Source organism: Flavobacterium crocinum (genome assembly GCF_003122385.1).
Lineage (GTDB): Bacteria > Bacteroidota > Bacteroidia > Flavobacteriales > Flavobacteriaceae > Flavobacterium > Flavobacterium crocinum.
In genome coordinates, this window is the sequence record NZ_CP029255.1 from 4,499,541 (window position 1) to 4,519,445 (window position 19,905).

Below are 19,905 nucleotides of genomic sequence, written 5' to 3' on the forward strand. Positions count from 1 at the left end.
AATTATTTTTTTGCTGATACCAGCACAATATTTGGTTTTGGAGCAGGTTTCATGTCTGCTCCCATATAAAAACTGGTATGCGGAGGCTGATTATAACCAACATTCTGCCATGCAATACTCAATCTGTACTGCGGATCGTGCATGAGCGTATATTGTCTGATTTGGGTCGGAATAGTGGTAGAATAAATTCGCAGCTCTTTATTGTCTTCCGACCTCAAAATCAATTCCTCACGCCAATCGCCCAGAATATCTGCCGAAAGTGCCGGTGTCGATTTTGTACCATTATTAGAAACCGCACCATTTGCTGTAAACAAGCGACCTTTTTCATATTTATCGATATAATTCGAATTGAGAATTTCACGCGATGTATCTCCATCCCAATAAATTAAGAAATTAACCGAACTTGGTGCTTTCCCAACAACGTTGCCTTTCATATCATACAAATTTGGAGAACCTGACCACCAGAATTGAGCGCCTTTACGGGCTGGATCAATATTATCTGCAACTCCTCTTCCAACATCTTCATTTAGAGAATCTGTAAATAAAACTTTTCCATCAGCAGCGGCATAAATAGTAACCCCAGGCCCTTTTGTTCCATTTTCTATTTCATGAATTCCAAAAACTTCTAGACCTGGACGATCAGGATCTAAATCTGAAACATGAATGGCATCTCCATGTCTAAAACCCGTTGTGTACAAACCTTTTCCGTTGTCATCAACACACATCGAACCATAAATAATTTCATCTTTTCCATCATTATCCACATCAGTAACGGTAAGATTATGATTTCCCATACCTGAATATGGATTTTCAGAATCTTTACTATCAAAAACCCATCTTGAAGTTAGTTTTTGATCTTTAAAATCCCATGCTGCCAAAACTGTCCTTCCATAATAACCACGACACATTACAACGCTTGGATGAATTCCGTCAAGATAAGCAACACAAGCCAAAAAACGATCCATACGATTTCCTTTAGTATCATTACCACCGCTTCCGCCATGTCCTCCCCAGCCAGCTAAATCGCCCCTTTCAGCAATATAATCGACTGTTGTAATTAGTTTCCCTGTTTTTCCGTTAAAGACAGAAAGATATTCAGGGCCTTTTAAAATTTTTCCAAAAGTTGCTGAATTTGGATCTCGATCAACCCAGTCTTTTGATGCATCACCTACAACATTATTTTGACTGTCTCTGGTGCCGTCTGCTGTTTTACAAACAAACTCTGAAATTCCGTCGCCATCCAAATCGTACACCATAAACTGAGTGTAATGTGCGCCTTCGCGAATGTTCTTTCCTAAATTGATTTCCCACAAAAATTTTCCTTCCAAAGTATAGGCTTGAAAAACAGGAGGATCTGTAATTCCTGTATGTGAATTGTCATGACCTTTTCCTGTCATGTGCACCACAAGATCATACTTTCCGTCTCCGTCTAAATCGCCAACCGAAAGATCATTTGCTGTATAACCTTCAATTGGTTTTAATACAATTGATAAATAATCTTTGTCAGGACTTGAAGCCGGAATAGTAAAACTTCCTTTTGCATCAGATTCTTTTCCTTTTAAAACCGTTTTTACAAACCAAGTATTTTCTTCTTTAGCATTCGCTTTGGTATCTACAAAGTTTGTTGCGCCAATAATGGGTTTTTCATTCAATTTTACTGCTTTTTTAGTACCACTTTTACGATATAAATTAAAAGCCAGATCATCTGGATCAGTTCCTAAAACACGCCATCCAATAAAAAACTGACCCTTGTTTTTTACAGCAATAACGCCTCGATCGAGGTTTTCCATTTGCCTTTGTGCAGAAATAGAAACCGTTAAAAATGAAATTATTAATAGAATTATATTTTTCATGATTCATTATTTATTATAAAAATTTCACGCTCTAGATAGCTATCGGGATTAAAATGATTTTGGCAGATTAGCAAAGATTTCTCAGGTATTCTTGTCATTCCGAGGAACGAGGAATCCTCGTAAGTGGCTCGACAAAGATTGACGATTTACTTTATGGAGTTCCTTGCGGAGATTCCTCGTTCCTCGGAATGACAAACTAAACTTAAAAGCTTAACATCTGAGAACCTTAGCAACTTAGAATCTTTAAAAAAACTTCTTAAATCCTTCGCTTTTTACTTTCCATGTTCCATCTTTCGGGAAACCCGGATTTTCTTCATTTGTTCCGTCCCAACCCGCGCACATCATGGCTACTGCTGTCAGCAATCCTCCATTTCCTGGAAGATAAAGTGTTAATCGTTCTGCCTGATAATTATGTCCATTTTTTAAATAGGTATTCGTAGTTACATTCATAAACAAGGCATCAATTGCCTTTTCCGGCATTTGCAGACGAGCGGCCGACATAGCCGTCATCGGGAAATCCCAGCCCCAGGTTTTATCCCATGACCAAGTATTCCAAACCAAATCGAAAGTATTTTTCATGATTTTCTTATCCAACAAAGAAGTTTCTGGAAGCATTCCGAAAGTTCCTAAAACCGAAGGATGATCGGTTTTAAATTCTGGATTGGTATAAGAATCCGTCGCACTTTCTGTCGCCAGATAAACCTGATCTGAAATTGGCAGTGGAGACAATTTAGCTAAAACCGTTTCCCATTTCTCAGGTACTTTTTGGTTCAATTTTTTCTTCCATGCAATAGCTGTTTTCAAAGCCCAATTCCAATACGCCAACTCATAAGTCGGATTAAACGTTTCCATAGCTTTAAAACGTTCCTGCGCCGGAATAACGCCCGGCCCTAAAACATAACGGTCTTTTTTAGCATCATAATTAGCAAACGAAGCTATAAAATCTGCGGTTGCAAAAACTCTTTCGCTGTATAAATCTAAAGTTGCTTTTTCAGGTTTATTGCGATATATTAATTCAGCATAGGTAATAAAATGAGGTTGCTGCCAAATCAGAAACGAACCTACAGATGACGGACTTTCGTTACCATCAGGATCAGTCATTTTCTGCCATCTTGCTCCTTCAAAACCTTGTCTTTTGGCAATATTTTTTGCTTTATCAAAAACTTTCTGATACCACGGAAGGCTTTTTTCTAATAAATCTGCTCTGTTCCAAAGTGCAAAATGAACACCGTGCCACCAATGCATTTCTAAATGTGGCTTTCCATACCAACTGTTGTAAGTTAATCCTGTTTCCTGCGGAGGCACTTTTCCCGTACATTGTACTTTGGTTAGATACTGCGACAAAACTACCCTGCGTTCCAATTCTTTGGCGCGTGAATCTGTGCTTCCAGAAAAATCAACTGCTGCTCCGCTTTTCCAAAACTGCTCCCAGCCTTTGATACTGCTATTTTCGATAACCAAAAAAGAAGAATTTGAAACTGGTTTTTCCGCTAAAGCGAAAAGACAGCTTAATTCTAATACATCTATATTTGAGGGTTCTAAAACAAAATAATGTTCGCCTGTTTTCTTAATCTGCGCATTTCCTTTCCAATTTAAACTCACATTATACGAAATGCTGTCCATTACATGTTTTACAACAGCCTGTGTTTTAGATTTTTCTGTCAGAGTGCTTTTATAATCCTGTTTTCCTTCCCATTTTGTTCCCATATCAGCCCAATCTCCTGTCGGAAAAGGAATTCTTAAACTGATTTTCAGTCGTTTTTCTTTCAATAAAGCGGACTTAACTTTTACACCAATTTCATCTTTATCCTGATGCGAAGCAGTATAAACGGTTACCGGAGTTCCTTCAACTTCAAAATAACTTTCAATTTCGCCCGTCCATAAATTCAATTTTTGGGAAATCGACTTAAGGTCGCTTGGCTGCACCATGCTTCCGTCTTTTTTAGTGATTTCAAAACCTAAATTCCCCAATTGCAATAAATGCGGATTCTGCCTGAACCAGTTTACCGCCTCAACTCTTCTCGTTGGTTCCTTAATCTGAACAGTATATGAAATGTATCTTCCATACTGTTTGTAATCTCTTAAAGTCTCTGAAAATTTATAGCCGTTTACATTTTTATAACTGTCCCAGCCCCATTCTGACTGTGTTCCCAACGGAATTCCGTTTTGATACGTTTTTGGAAAAGTCTGAAGTCCCGTGGCATCCACCGTAAAGGCAAAAGCGCCATTCCCGACTGTCAAAGAAGCCAGCGTATCGATTGCCGTGATTTGAACATTATGTCGTGTTACCAAGGCTTTGCGGTCTATTTTTTGAGCAAAAAGTGATGCCGAAAATAGGATGGCAATAATTGAAAATTGTTTTTTCATTGGGTTAGTTTTTTGGTTTCTGATTGAAATGAAATTTTTACCGCAAAGCACGCAAGTTTTTTTACTAAGCATTACGTTTTAAAACGCAAAGTTCGCAAAGCTTTATCTACACAAAGCTTTGCGAACTTTGCGTTTTTTTTTAGAATTCCAAAAGCAAAAAAACTTGCGTGCTTTGCGGTTAAATCTCAAGCTGTTCCATATTATTATCTAATTAAAGTCAAACTCATCAAACCAATCACCACATCATTAGCAATGGTTTTCAAAGTCAAACTTTTTAATGTTTTATTTTTATCCAATGGCAAATCCAAAATGGTTCCCGCACCGCCTTCGACTCCATAATTGGTAAGTCCTTTTATAGGTTTAAAATCTTTAAAATCTCTCGAAATTTCTCCCGATTTCAGATAAATTCTTGGTGGTTTTGGAGCATCGGTGGTAAATGCTAGTCCGTCAGTAAAATAATCCTGCTCAATCGGCCACCAGTTTTCCGGATTTTTAAGTGCTAAAACTTCCGAAGTTCCGTCTGTATAATTTACTATGATTTCACCATTTGTCATTCGGCTCTGCATCGGATTTGTCGTTCCTGCAACCATAAAATAAACATGCGATGCTTTTCCGGATAACGGAATCATAACACTTTCCGGATAATTATCCCACATGGAAGTGAAAACAATATTTTTTTGGTCTGCTGCAGAAGGCGTTTTAAATACAATTCCTTCGGAAGAGATAATTTGTTCTTTGTTCTTGGCTTTTTCACGAAGGCCGCTATCATCAATTTTCACCTCTAAATTGGGATAACACCAATTCCCGATTCCCTGTTTCGGAAGCTGTAATGTCGTAGTTTTCGGTCTTGGCGAAAGATATTCATTGGTAAAAACATCGGTAACTTTAGCATTAAAATAAGACGAAAGAGCAATCGATTCCTGTTTATGGGAAGCCGAAAACGGAATATCCCAATTGATTATTTCCACATTTTGAATGGATGAATTGCCATTTTTAATTTCCAATCTGTTGGTTCCCGGCATTAAATCCTGAACCGGAATTTGAACTGTTTTCTTTTCTAAAACATTAAAATTAATTGGCTGGCTCGCTTTTTCATTTGTATTTAAAACCAAAGAACCTTCAATCTTTTTTACAGTATTGTTTTTAATGGAAATTTCCAAAGTATTCCCTTCTGTAAGTTTTGCTGCAGCTTCTAATTTTGGTTTAAAGTTAACTTCAACAGGATCCCACCAAGACATTTCGCCTTGTTTCAGTTTTATAAAAAACACGCTGTTTCCTTCTCCATTAAGCTTTGCATGAAGCTCATTTTGAGTTTTCGAAATAGCACTTAAAACTGACTGCGGATCGTAAACCGAAAGAATTTCAGCTTTAAAAGTCATCAGATGTAAATCTTGACCGCTGGTATAAAATGGGGTCTGTTTTTTTTCTTCTAAAGGAAAGCCTTTCCAGTTTACAATCACATCATAAATAGCACTATAAGGCACTTCAATACAAATTTTCGGTTTTCCGATGTTTTCCGAAATTGCTTTGTATGAAGCAATTTTGCCGTTTATCATGATGTTTTGAATTTTATCAAAAGGTGCATCCAATAACAGTTTTAAACTCATTTTGGACTGAAAACGATTTTCGATTTTATAGCTGTCTTTTTTATTTTCCCTTTTAAAAGAAAAGGAAATATCAGGAATTTCAATTGAGGCTTGATCCCATTGAGAAGGAAAACCCGGAGAAATAGTCAAAGTTCCCGCTAATGCATCGGGCTGAATTCCGTAAAGTCCTTCAACTAAAGTCCTTGAAGCCATTCCGATTGGGTCGGCAAAATCACGATACAACTCGCCACGCATTGCATCTTGGTACAAAAGCTGTTCAAAAGCACCCGGCGATGCTCCCAGATACATACTTTCTATCAAAGCGCTTTCCCATAAATGATACGCTTTTTCGCTTTGTCCGCCCTGCCAAAAAGCCAAAGCTGTATGCAATTGTTCCGCCAATGCCACATTATTGACTGACCAGGTGTAAGGCTGCCAATTGGTTGTACTAATGGTAAACAAGTCAGTTCTATCTAATCCTTCTGCTTGAATCGGGATTCTAGGAATCTGTTTATCCACATAATGCAGCATCTGAAAACTTTCAAAAGGAGTAGCCATTTCTGAATCAATCGTATGATAAATGCTCCAGACTCCGGGAGTTTCGTGCAATAATCTATTTCCTAAAGCGTCTTTATACTCTGCAAAAATTCCTTTATTAGGAAGCCATAAAATCTGATTGGAAGCTTTTAAAATTTTATCAGCCTCTTTTGAAAATGGAAGTCCATCTTCTTGTATTTTTTGGGCTGCGGATGCAATGGTTTTATTGGCATAATAATTATAAGCCGAAGAATGAATTACGCTGCCGCCACTATACTGAAGGGCATCGCTCGCCCAGATAGAAGCGTATGCATCATAAAGACCATCGCCGTCTGCATCGAAATTTCGTTTTTCCCAGTTAATATGCCTTTGAAGTACAGGCCACATTTCCTTCATAAAATCAGTATCTCCAGTCCATTTAAAATGACGCAGCATCTGATCTATAAAAACCAGATTCATATCATAATGATGTGCCACAGTATTTTTATTCGGATTTCTGCTGATGTAACCACTGCTGAACATGGATGTTCCTATTTCTTCTTTCTGTCTTGCAAGATTTTTTTCAGGATCAAACACCACAGGGCCATTTTCAGGACTTGTAACCTGTGAGTTGCTGTAACTCTTAAAATGAGATTTTGCACGATCATGCCATCCTAAAGGATCAGCTGTGTAAGCACCGCGCCAGGCATTAAGATACATTCTCCATGCTACTGCCCCATGCAGATAAGCTGGACTTTCCCAAATTCCGTCAGAAGCAATTGCAAGTGCTCCACCCAATGTATTGATATAAGGATCTGGTGTAACAACTTTTACCCTATTCGCTAAAACTGTTGTCTGCTGCACAGCTTCTTCATAAAGTAATGCAATATTTTTTTGTGTAAGATTTTGTGCTTTTTCAGGAGTCAGAAGCCAATAATTTTCGTTTTGAAAGTTCTTGACTTTTCCCGCAACCACCATTAGTGATTCTGAATTGGAATTGTATAATTCTAAAGGGGAGTTTTGTTTTTCGGCATTTGCCAAATGAACAGCTGAATCAGGAAAATAACCTGTTAAACTCTTATTGTTTCCGTCTTTTTGTTTGTTGCTTTCTGAACCATATTCCAACAGAAAAGACTGTTTTTCTAAAGTATACTTATTATTGATACAATATTCAGGTTTTAAATAAAACACCGATTCGGGGTCGGCTCCGATATCTCCGTCACGACTGAACTTTTTACCTGTCGCTCCACCGTAAACCCACATGAGACTGCACTCTTTTGGCACATTGACACCTGATACTTTCAAAATAAAACCTTCTTTATCTCTTAAAGCGACTACATCAACAATCAGTCTTCCACTTCCCAAAATAGCATCTTGAATTTCGTAATGCATGGTTCCTTGAACATAACTAGTATGAATTTTTGATGCTTCAGTAATCCATCTGCTGTTTTTACCACTTATTAAACCCAATTTAAAATTGCCTCCCATTCCTGGCATGTAGAGTGCAAATTCTGGTAAATCGCCCGCCTCTGCCCTAAATCCAGTATTGGAACCATAAAGTGCTCTATTAAATTTTCGGGTGCCATTTTTTAATACAAAACTATTTCCCTCAGGTGCGTAATGAATTTTACGCGTCATTTTTTCCTGTCCGTTTATTACAAACGAATTCAAGAAAAGAATACCGGTAAATACTGCAACAAGGGATGTTTTAGATTTCATAAAATGGCGAAAAAATTATGTTTTTAAAATAAATACATAACGAAATTATTTATTGATTTTTTTATTAATTCAATATTATTTTCATGCAATTTCCTTGTTTTTTCATTACATCGTATCCTGTACATACCTGACTTATGCAATAAAACTTTACTTTTTTGATCGTTTTTTAACATCATAGTACAGGATACTATATAAAATCATAACAATTAGATTTGAAAATAAAATAAATTAAAATCTTAAAAAATTGACTAAATTTTTCACATATTCCTATTTATTCTTGTTCTCTGTTTTGATCTCGTTTCCTTTGTTTGCGAGCAATTCCACCAAAACTATCTTTCCGGCCAAAGCCGTTTTGGAAGACAGTCTAAAAAAGACAATACTTTTTCAGTTTGGCAACGATTTAAAAATCAAAAAAGGAATTGCGGTAACAAAATCTTTGAAATACAAATCTGATCTAGGATATGGATTTGACTTTAATACCGAATCCAACCTAAAATTAAACTCCAATTCTTTTTCTATTGAAAAGCCTGTCTACTTTTCTGTAAAACTTCCTGAAGGAAATTATCAAGTTGAAGTAGTTTTAGGAAGTCCTCAAAAAGACCTTAAAACAACCATAAAAGCAGAATCCCGCCGATTAATGGTTAATGAGTTTATTGTAACAAAAGGAAAATCGGCAGTACAAGTTTTTAATATAAATGTTAGAAATCCTAAAATTGATGATAATTTGAATGTTACTCTTAAAGACCGCGAAAAAGACATCTTAGATTGGGATGATAAATTAACCCTTGAATTTCTAGGCGAAACAGCCGTTCAGAGTATCAAAATCACAAAAAAAGACAATTTAACGGTTCTCTATCTAGCCGGAGATTCTACTGTTACCGACCAAGATGTAGAGCCTTGGGCATCGTGGGGACAATTTATCACTGCTTATTTTAATGAAAATGTTGTTGTAGCAAATTATGCTTATTCGGGTTCTTCATTAAGTTCTTTTAAAGCCGGCAACCGCTTGAAAAAAATACTTTCCCAAATCAAAAAAGGAGATTATCTTTTTGTGGAATTTGGTCATAATGACGAAAAAATTAAAGGCGCCGGCAATGGACCATGGGAATCGTATTCCAATTTACTAACCGAATTTACTCAGGCAGCTAAAGATAAAGGCGCAACTCCAATTTTAGTTACCCCAACACAGCGCCGTTTTTTTAATGAAAATGGCACTCTAAAAGATACACATGGCGATTTTCCTCCAGCTATGCGTGCTGTAGCTCAAAAAAACAATACCGCTCTTATTGATATTACAAAAATGACAACTGAACTGTATGAAACATGGGGAGACGAAGTGTCTCAAAAAGCTTTTGTACAATATCCCGCCAACACATTTCCTGGTCAGGAAAAAGCACTAGACGACAACACACATTTTAATAGTTTTGGAGCCAACGAAATTGCGCTTTGTGTAATTAAAGGAATCCGACAGCTTGATGTTCCGTTAAAAAAACAAATCAAAAAAGATATTCCAGATTACGATCCGAAAAAACCTAACTATATTTCAAGCTGGACACTGCCAATAAGTGCTCGTTTTGAAATTTCTAAACCAGATGGAAACTAATACCGATTATACAAAATATATAGTCCAATAAATTGTACTATTATTTTGTTATATCGGCATTATACTAGAACATTATTGGTATAAATAATAAATGCAATTAGTATAACCAAAGAACCAACTTTTATGCAACTAAAAAAACTTAAAATTCAGTGGATCACAGCACTGACCATTTTTATTTCGTTACACCTTACAGCGCAGCAGACTGACAAAATCTATCTTTCGGGAAAAGATTTTGAACATCCTGTACAATGGGATTTTTACTGCACCGACGGTAATAACAGTAAAAAATGGTCAAAAATAAATGTCCCTTCTCAATGGGAATTGGAAGGTTTTGGGGAATATACCTACGGTCGCTGGTATAAAGAACTAAACCAAAAAGAACCAAGCAAAGAAGAAGGTTTATACAAATATGAATTTGAAGTTCCAGCGTCTTACAAGGACAAGGAAGTGAAGATTGTTTTTGGCGGTGCAATGACTGATACTGAGGTAAAAGTAAACGGAAAGCTAGCAGGCGCTATTCATCAAGGCGGTTTTTATGAGTTTAAATATGATATTTCATCGTTAGTAACTTATGGTGCTAAAAATATTCTGGAAGTCCATGTCTGGAAACACTCTGCCAACAAATCGGTTAATGCAGCCGAAAGAAGAGCCGACTGGTGGTTGTTTGGAGGTATTTATCGTCCGGTTTGGCTGGAAGTTTCTCCGAAAACAAATATTCAGCATATAGCCGTAAATCCAAAAATGGATGGCAGCATCACAGTTGATTTGGATTTAAAAAATATTGCAAAAAATACCACTTTAGAAGCTTCGCTAAAAGGTTTAAACGGAGAAAGTCTGGAAGCTTTTTCTTTTCCGCTTAAAGCGAAAACTACTAAAGAAAGGATTTCGGCACAATGGAAAAACATCAAACCTTGGAATCCGGAAAGTCCTAATTTGTACGAGTTGCAATTGGTTTTAAAACAAAACGGAAATAGTATTCATGAATACAATAAAAAAATAGGTTTCAGGACTCTGGAGTTTAAAAAACAGGACGGAATTTACGTAAACGGAACTAAAATTGTGATGAAAGGAATTAACCGCCATTCGTTTTGGCCGGAAGGAGGACGAAGCACCAGCAAAAGAATCAGCGAACTGGACGGAAAACTAATCAAAGACATGAACATGAATGCTGTCCGAGGGCATTATCCTCCAGACGAACACTTTCTGGAAGTTTGTGATTCTCTTGGAATTTTTGTTTTAAATGAACTGGCAGGCTGGCAAAACTCATACGATACTGAAACGGGAACGAAATTGGTCGGCGAAATGGTAACACGTGACGTCAATCATCCATCTGTAATTATTTGGGATAATGGTAACGAAGGCGGCTGGAATTATGAAGTCGATAAAGTTTTTGCTGAAAAAGATCCACAGAAACGAATAGTGATTCATCCGTGGGCTGATTTTAACGGCTGGGATACGCATCATTATCCAACTTACTTAACCGGAATGCATCGTTTTAATGCGGGCGAAAATGTGTTTTTCCCAACCGAATTTATGCACGGAACTTATGATAACGGACACGGAGCAGCACTCGAAGATTTCTGGAACCGTTACAAAGAAAGTCCGCTTTTTGCTGGAGGTTTTATGTGGGCAATGCTCGACGAAGCTGTAAAACGTTCTGACTGGACTGGAGATGTAAAATTTGATTCGAAAGGTTCTTTGGCTGCCGATGGAATTTTAGGGCCTCATCGCGAAAAAGAAGGAAGTTATTATACTGTAAAAGAGGTTTGGGCACCAATCCAGTTTCTTCCGAAACAAGTGACTCCAAACTTTGACGGTTCTTTTCTGATTACAAATGATTATTTGTTCAGCAATCTAAATTCGTGCAGAATGGAATTTAAAGTGCTAAAATCTGATGCAGACGTTTTATACAGCAATAAAAATGCACAAGCAATAAGTTCTGGTAAAATTCAAATTTCAGATATAAATCCGGGAGAAACACGTAAAATTCAGTTTGCGGTTCCAAACAATTTTGCTGAGGGAGATGTACTTTCCATTACCGCTTATGACCAGTTTGACAAAGAAATTTATACCTGGACATGGCCAATTCATAAAGCACTTTTTTATGCAAATAAGTTTTTAGCCGTTCAAAATACAAAAGCAAAAGCATCGGCAATTAAAACTGCAACCGAAGTTACTTTAAAAGGAAATAATGTTACCGTTGTTCTCAATGCTGCTAATGGAGAAATTACTTCTGTTAAAAACGGAATTTCAACTATTCCATTAACAAATGGCCCGCGTCCTATCGGAATGAAAGCGAAACTAAAAGACATTCAGGTTTCACAAGAGGGAGATAAAGCAGTTTGTTTGGTTTCGTATGTTGGTGGAATTTCAACTATAAAATGGACAATGGAAGCTGACGGAAGATTTAAAATGGAAATGATTGTACTGAAAAACGAAAAAGCACCAAGCGGTTTTGATGGTTTTGACGGAGCATTTTTTGAAGATAAAATCAATTCTTTCGGAATCACTTTCAGTTTTCCGGAAAAGGATGTCACGGGTATGAAATGGTTTGGAAGGGGGCCATACCGTGTTTGGAAAAACAGAATAAAAGGCACTACCTACGGAATTTGGGAGAAAGATTATAATACTACGATAACAGGAGAAAGTTTTGAAAATCTGGTATATCCTGAATTTAAGGGCTATCACGCCAATGTTATTGGAGCAAATTTAAAAGCAGGAACTTCTTCTTTTAAAGTTTTCAGCGAATCTGATAATCTATTTTTGAGATTATTTACTCCAGATTTGCCTAAAAATGGTTTCCCTGGCAGTTATCCGCAGCCGGCTTTTCCGGAAGGAGATATTTCGTTTATGTATGAAATTCCAGCCATGAGAGATTTTAAACCTCTTGAACAGCAAGGGCCTCAAAGTCAGCCTACCAATATCCGCATCAAAAGCGGAGACGAAGGAATCAAAATGAACCTATGGTTTGATTTTAGAGATAAAATATAGTTTTAAGTTTAAATACTAAAATCTTTTAACCGCAAAGAACGCTAAGATTTTTATCTGTTGATATTGAAAGAAAATAAGTTCGCAAAGCTTTGCGCTCATCGCGTAAACCCTTGCGAACTTTGCGGTTAAATAAATATGCATAACATTATTCAAAATTTATAATTCAAAACATGAAATTATTTACAATACTTACTGCATTACTTTTGGCTGTATTATTTTTCAATTTTACATCAAAACAAGACAACAGACCTACTCTTTTTATGGTTGGAGATTCGACTGTAAAAAATGGAAAAGGAGATGGAGCCGGAGGTCTTTGGGGTTGGGGAGATTTCATTGGGCAATATCTCGATACGACAAAAATCAAGATTGAAAACCATGCTTTGGGAGGCACCAGCAGCCGTACATTTCAGGATAAAGGATTGTGGACAGCAGTTTTAAATAAACTAAAAAAAGGAGATTATGTTCTGATTCAGTTTGGACACAACGACAATGGCCCTGTAAATGACAGTTTACGTGCAAGAGGTACTATTAAAGGAATTGGTTCTGAAACCCAGGAAATCGACAATATCTTGACCAAAAAACACGAAATTGTACATACTTACGGCTGGTATATTCAAAAGGTAGTTCGTGAAGCGAAATCAAAAGGTGCAATTCCGATTATTTGCTCTCCAATTCCGCGCAATGACTGGCAGAATGGAAAAGTACCTCGAAATGACACATCATACGGATTATGGGCCAAACAGATTGCGGAAAAGGAAAACGTAACTTTTATCAACCTAAACGAAAAAATGGCTCTTGAAATGGAAAAATTTGGCGAAACAAAAGTTACCGGAACTTATTTCTATAAAAAAGACCATACGCATACATCAGCAAAAGGAGCTGTACTTTCGGCTTCTGTTATTATTGATGAATTGAAAAACAGTAAAAATTCATTAAAAAAATACATTTTACACAATCCAAAAATTGTACTTCCTGCCAAGAAAAAAGTCTTTTTGATTGGCGATTCGACTATGGCAAACAATAACAATAATCCTGATGCCGTTGGTTGGGGAGTTCCGTTTCCGAAATATTGCGATACGACCAGAATTGAAGTTATCAACAAAGCACGCGGTGGCAGAAGCACCAGAACTTTCGATTATGAAGGTTTATGGAATGAAGTAAAAAACCAGCTGGAACCCGGAAATTTCATTCTCATTCAGTTTGGACATAATGATGCTGGCGATATTGACAAAGAAAAATTCAGAGGTTCCCTGAAAGGAAACGGCGAAGAAACGCAGGAAGTTACCCGTCCAGACGGAACTAAAGAGATTGTTCATACTTTTGGCTGGTATATGGAGAAATTCATTCGCGAAGCCAAAGAAAAAGGCGCAATTCCAATTGTCTTGAGCCAAACTCCACGTAATGAATGGCCAAATGATAAAGTAGAACGAAGAACTGATACTTATGGCAATTGGTCTAAAATTGCGGCAGAAAAACAAGATGTTCTTTACATCGATTTAAATGAAATTGTGGCGCAAAAATATGAGTTACTTGGAAAAGAAAAAGTAAAAGCTTTTTTCCCAAAAGACCACACCCATACTGGTTTGGAAGGTGCACAGTTAAATGCACTTACTGTGGCTGAAAGCATTCAAAAATTAAAAAACTGCAATTTGAGGGATTATATTGAAATTCCTAAATAAAGCAGTTAGGGATTTGAAGTCCTTAAGGTTGAAAACTTATTTTTAGCCACAAATTTCCACAAATTAATTTGTGGAATTTGTGGCTATTTTTTTAACTAAATGTAAAGACTAAACTTTTAGTTTGAACTAGTTTTGAAGCCCCTAAATTTTTATTTCAGCGGAATTTCATAAGTTCCTCCTTCGGCAGCTAAGTAAACTGCTAATTGGTCGAGTACAATTCCGGTTTGATTGACTTCAATCTTAACAATATGTTTTCCTTTTGAAAGATTTGATGCTGGGATTTTTACTACTGCACTGTTTCTAAGCACATTTTCTTTCCAGGTTTTATCACGGTCTTTGGTGTTTATCTTAAAGTATTCTGTATTATTTCCGTCTATCTTGATTCCGATTTCATGGTCAAAATTATTGGAATGTGTTGGAAGCAGTCGCACTTCAATCTCATATTCTCCTGATTTTCGAATTTCAAATTCATAAGAAACAGACGGTTTTTCCTTTTTAAAATAACGCTGCGTAAACGGAAACAAAGTCACGGCATTATCATTATATCCTAAACCTTCAATTGTTTTCCATTGATAATTTTCTGTGTCATTTTTAGAAGTAAATTGATTTGCCTGAATGTGAATTCTATCTGTTGTTTTTACTGACTTTTCTTTAGAATTTTCACTCTTTTTAACTGTTTCAAAAACGGGCAGTTTTCGTGGTTGCATTGACATCATATGATTCCATTTGCCATTGCTTACTTTTTCATTATAAAAACTGGTCAATTCCTGAATTTTCTCAAAAGCCTGAGCTGCTAAAGCATTATACTTTTCTTTTTGAGTTACATCTGAAACTGTAGCTGCTAAATTCCAGTACAAAAATTTGTAATTCATATAAGCAGCACCTTTAACAGGATAAACCATCAATTGAAACCACGCGTCTTTTCTTTCCTCAGGAATAAGCTTTTCCAGTTCGTCTATTTTTTGGACTAGATTTTCATAAGCTTTTATTCGGTTTAAGGATTCTTCTTCAGAAAAATCAGAAAATTTAACAGGAGTTGTTGGCTCCGTCTGGCTCCATCCCATATATTCAGGCTTTCTGAGCATTGCCAAACGGTAATATTCTTTGATAATTAATGCCGACTCTTGACTTACTGCAGCAGAAAATTCTCTTGCCATCCAGTTTTTCAGATATTCATCAATTCCATCAGACTTGATGCTATTGATATTCCATGCCAAATCCAGAAAAAATTCGGTATCGTATTCTGCTGGTTTGATATCACCTACATTGACAATCCACATTTTTTTTGCACCATTTTGATAGGCTTTTGTCATTTCATACCAAATCAAACCCGGCTGTGTAGTGCTCAGCCAAAGATAATCATGAGGACGTCCCCAATAACTAATGTGGTAATACACACCGCTTCCTCCTGTTCGCTTTTGCTCTTCGAGACTGCTCAAACGACGAATGTAACCGTAATTATCATCAGGCCAAACAAGCGTTATATCGTCTGGAACTTTGAGTCCGTTATCATATAATTCCAGTACTTCCTTATACGGAACAAAAGCCTGTGGAATGGCTGAAAGCGGTTTTTTAAAAGTGTTTGAAAGCATCTCACGCTGGTTTAGAATAATCTTTTCTACCATTGCAATCGATTCCTTTAAATCTTTTGCGCCTTCCATTTTACTGTCGTGAACACCGCGCATTCCTAAGGTCATAATTGTTTCATTGTTAGCCGATTTTAATTCATCCAATCGCTCCTGCCAATATTTATCGACCTGAGATTTATTCGTAAAATAGTTGTAATCGCCGTAAATCTTCGGTTTCCATTCGTCAACATTGTTTCTCAGCATCGGCTCGGCATGAGAAGAACCAATCACAATTCGATATTGCTGTGCCATTTCCTTATTCCCCGAAAGGGTAAAAAAACCTCTTGTAGAGGGATGCATGGCGGGCCAAATTGTATTCGCTTTTAGACGCAGGAGTAACTGAAAAATTTTCTCATAGGTTTTAGGGCCGATATCTCCTGTTTCCGGCTCAAAAGTTTTGGCTGCCCAAGGCTGTAATCCCCAGTCTTCGTCATTTAGAAAAATACCTCGATACTGCACAGATGGAGCTTCAACAATTCCTTTTGATGGAAGATACAACGAAAGATTTTCTTTTTTTAACGGATGAACATCTGCCCACCATTTCCACGGAGAAATTCCGATACGTTCGGCAATTTCAAAAACTGCATAAACAGTTCCTCTAACATCTGAACCAACAATAAGAAGATTATCTTTTTCTTTTTTAATTGAAAATTTTTCCCATTGATTCGCTAATTCTTTCTGATAGTTTTTGGATTGAAATAATTTTGAAGAAATCTGACCAACATAAATTCCCTTTTTTGAAACCTTATTTGTAGTAACAATTTCAGGACGTTTTCCTGTTATTTTCTTAATATCGTCTGCTAGTTCGTTTACAGCCCAAACAATTAGTGAATCCGTGTTTTTGTCAATGAAAATGTTTACTGCATGATTGGAATCTGCAATTAAAAACTGCACTGATTCTTTATTCTGACCAAAGCAATTTAAAGCAGTTATTGCGAAAATTAATGTTAGTATTTTCTTCATTTTTATTTTCTTTTGCCACAAAGGCACAATGGCACAAAGTTATTTTTTGGAAAACTCATTATTTGGCTAAAGCCATTCTAGCATATTCAGTACCTCCAGCTAAAGCTGGAGGCAATTCAATTTAATTTTAAAGGTTTAGGTTTAAATTTTGTAAAATCAAACGTTATCTCTTTCACACTTTGGATTTCTTCAATTCAAAACCTTAGTATCTTAGAGGCTTAGCATCTTAGAACTTTAATTCACATGTTGCTTGTTCACATAAACATTCTTAAACGTCACACCATTTATCAAACTCTTGTCAATATTTGTTTTTACTGATTCTATATTTAGGTTTTCGAAAATGAAATTAGACAAGCGAACATTCGGGTCGTTTTCTACTCCATAAAAAGTATCGCATTTCAATTCGATGTTTTTCATAGTCACATTATCGCCGTAGGAAAGCGGAATATCTGGGCGTCCTTTCAAATCAAAGAATTGTTTCCAGGCAAAAACAGCTAATCCTGTTTTGGCTTCTCCTTTAACATCTTCAACTCTGATATATTCGTAACGTTGCGGTGTGTCAGGTCTCATTTTCAGCCACAATAATCTTGAAGCGCCGTCAATTTTACAATTGCGCATAATTATATTTCTATTGTGTATTGCCTCGCTTCCGTTGGTCAAAGCGGAATGGCAGAAACCGAAATTACAGTCTTCAATAATAATATTCTTGTTTGCTCCATTGTTTGGATCCTGGTCTGCATAAGGCCCTTTTCCACCTTTAAGCGCAACAGCATCATCATTAACCGACATATAACAGCCTTTAACCAAAACATTGGTGCAGATATCGACATCAATAGCATCGGTACTTGGCGCTTTATCTTTAACGTGAGGAGAAAAAATATACAAATCGAGCAGTTTAACATTATTGCATTTGTAAAAATGATTCGTCCAAAAACCGGAATTAATCAATTTTACATCCTGAAACTGCACATTATTTGAATTCCACACAAATACTAATCTAGGTCTCGAAACTTCCAGATTGGTGCATTTTGGATTTTCTTTACGACGCGCCCAAAAAGCATCCCAGTATTTTTTCCCATTTCCGTTAATCGTTCCTTTTCCTGAAATTGAAAAATTATCTACTCCGTAAGCATTGACTACAGCCGGGAAATAATCTAAATTCTGTCCTTCCATTCTGGAAGCCATAATAGGAAAATCAGCTATATTATCAGAACCTTTCAAGACACCGCCTTCGCTAACATACAACTTAGTTTTAGGTTTAAAAAACAAAGCCCCGCTCAGGAAAACACCTTTTGGAATTACAATTACGCCACCACCGTTTGTGGCTGCTTTGTCAATTACCTTCTGAATGGCAGCTGTTTGTATTTTAGTGCTATCAGTTCCCACTCCATGGTCTGTAATTTTATATTGTTTACCTAGACTTTTAAGCTCCAGTTTGGTATAATCTTTAAACCATGGCGTGATTTCACTTCCATCGGGAAATTTATCATTGCTGTATTTTTGTGAAGATGCATTTTGAACCATTCCTAAAATGCAAAAAACTAAAGTGAAAAACTTTTTCATTGTACCTTATTTTTGTTTTATTATCTAATGGCAATCTGGGTTATAGAAATATAATTTCCTGTACTGCCGTAATTTGATTTTCTTTTGTCTGACCAATTTGGCCTTTCTCCAGTTCCATAAACTGTCAACATATAAGTATCTTTTTTTAAGACTGGAGATTTATAAACTGTTGTTTCCATTGCACTTTTACTGTACATATCGACAATTGCGCTATTAACGTTTTTTCCTTTTTCATCTGTAATAACAACTTTAGCATAACCGTTTTCACTGCCAACCAAACTCGAAAAACCAATCTGTTGTCCTTTAAATTGTACAGAAAATGAAGCATTTTTATCATCTGATTTGCTTTCTGACATCCTATTCTCTTTTACAACATGATTCCAATTGCCAGAATATTTAATTTTTGAATCTGTGTTTTTTAAGATTTTGTCTGCATTTTTTGGTACAGACACAATTCCAGTCTGTAAATCAATCTGCCAGCTTTCCTGATACTCTGGAATTTTTAAAGAAGTTCCGGAAATAGTAAGCGGCTGCCAGACATAAGTTGCCGAAGAGGCTTGTTTTGGAAAAGACCAACGATCTCCCATAAATATATAACTTGTTGTTTTTGTTCCCTTAACAGGCAAAACAAATGTCGACTGGGAATTCCATGTCAATGTTCCTTCGGGAGCAATTAAACCACGCGATTCCCATGGACCTTTAATTGAATTTGAAGTGTAATAATAATTGTCATTTCGTTCCCAGCTGGTTAGATGCGAGCCAATAAAATAATACAACTTATCTTTTTTAAGCATGGTTGGCGATTCAAAACCTGTTGTCATACTTTCGTTTACTTTTTCTGTAACCGACTTATAATCATCACTCAATTTGTAGATTTCGCCTCCATGAATTAGGATATATCCTAAACCGTCATCGTCTTGAAAAGTTCCCATATCCCATTTTTTGATCGGTTTTCCTTCAAACAAAAGTGGTCCTTTAAATGTATACGGTCCTTCGATATTTTTTGAAACTGCGTAACCTACAAACTGATCTTTATAGGTTAAAGAATCGGCATGCATATACATTACATACTCAGCTGTTTTCGGGCATTTCATCACTTTTACTCTTTCTCCGACACGATTGGGACCTAATTTTCCTTCTTTTTGCACCGGCAAAGCCACGCTTTCAAACTTCCAATTATAAAGATATCTGGACGAATAACAATTAAATCCTGCAAATGCATTACTGTCATCAGAATGAGCTTCTCCAAAAAGATAAAACGTCTCTTTTTCTTTTACAATACAAGCTCCGTGTGCACTAACAATATTCCCATTTTGATCAAACCATGGTATTCCAGAATAAACAGCATCCATTCCACCCGATTTCTGAGCAGAAGAGATCATGATATTAGTAAAGAAAACAATCCAGAATACTGCTTTTTTCATTGTTTATATTTTT

At 36.5% G+C, this 19,905-nt stretch carries 9 protein-coding genes; 3 read left to right on the top strand and 6 right to left on the bottom strand.

Translation table 11 applies throughout. The features are described 5' to 3' along the window. Positions 1–2: 2 nt before the first annotated feature. The 3 genes from HYN56_RS19610 to HYN56_RS19620 form a co-directional block, all read right to left on the bottom strand. A complete protein-coding gene (locus HYN56_RS19610; RefSeq protein WP_109193730.1) occupies positions 3–1,853 on the bottom strand; it encodes a rhamnogalacturonan lyase in 1,851 nt (616 codons plus the stop codon). A 243-nt stretch (positions 1,854–2,096) separates the two neighbouring features. Continuing rightward, entirely contained in the window at positions 2,097–4,220 is a 2,124-nt protein-coding gene (locus HYN56_RS19615) for a hypothetical protein (RefSeq protein WP_109194874.1), read from the bottom strand. 203 nt (positions 4,221–4,423) lie between these two features. Continuing rightward, positions 4,424–8,041, bottom strand: a complete 3,618-nt coding sequence (locus HYN56_RS19620; protein WP_109193731.1) for a DUF4450 domain-containing protein — start codon at positions 8,039–8,041, stop codon at positions 4,424–4,426. Between the two features lie 244 nt (positions 8,042–8,285). Between HYN56_RS19620 and HYN56_RS19625 the strand changes: the two genes are divergently transcribed. The 3 genes from HYN56_RS19625 (at position 8,286) to HYN56_RS19635 (ending at position 14,314) form a co-directional block, all read left to right on the top strand. Then, complete coding sequence (locus HYN56_RS19625; protein ID WP_109193732.1) at positions 8,286–9,644, top strand: rhamnogalacturonan acetylesterase; 1,359 nt, start codon at positions 8,286–8,288, stop codon at positions 9,642–9,644. A 123-nt stretch (positions 9,645–9,767) separates the two neighbouring features. Further along, a complete protein-coding gene (locus HYN56_RS19630; protein WP_109193733.1) occupies positions 9,768–12,635 on the top strand; it encodes a glycoside hydrolase family 2 TIM barrel-domain containing protein in 2,868 nt (955 codons plus the stop codon). A 170-nt stretch (positions 12,636–12,805) separates the two neighbouring features. Further along, the gene (locus tag HYN56_RS19635) at positions 12,806–14,314 is read left to right on the top strand and encodes a rhamnogalacturonan acetylesterase (protein ID WP_109193734.1); all 1,509 of its coding nucleotides are present in this window, start codon (positions 12,806–12,808) and stop codon (positions 14,312–14,314) included. Between the two features lie 149 nt (positions 14,315–14,463). On the opposite strand, the gene HYN56_RS19640 is transcribed toward HYN56_RS19635, so the two are convergent. From HYN56_RS19640 to HYN56_RS19650, 3 genes are all read right to left on the bottom strand, one after another. After that, positions 14,464–16,905 carry a glycosyl hydrolase 115 family protein gene (locus HYN56_RS19640; protein ID WP_109193735.1) on the bottom strand — a complete coding sequence of 814 codons (2,442 nt, stop codon included), beginning with the start codon at positions 16,903–16,905 and terminating at the stop codon, positions 14,464–14,466. Between the two features lie 234 nt (positions 16,906–17,139). Then, the gene (locus tag HYN56_RS19645) at positions 17,140–18,468 is read right to left on the bottom strand and encodes a rhamnogalacturonidase (RefSeq protein ID WP_109193736.1); all 1,329 of its coding nucleotides are present in this window, start codon (positions 18,466–18,468) and stop codon (positions 17,140–17,142) included. Between the two features lie 20 nt (positions 18,469–18,488). Beyond that, on the bottom strand, positions 18,489–19,892 hold the full coding sequence (locus tag HYN56_RS19650; RefSeq protein ID WP_109193737.1) for a family 43 glycosylhydrolase: 1,404 nt from the start codon (positions 19,890–19,892) through the stop codon (positions 18,489–18,491). Positions 19,893–19,905 lie beyond the last annotated feature (13 nt).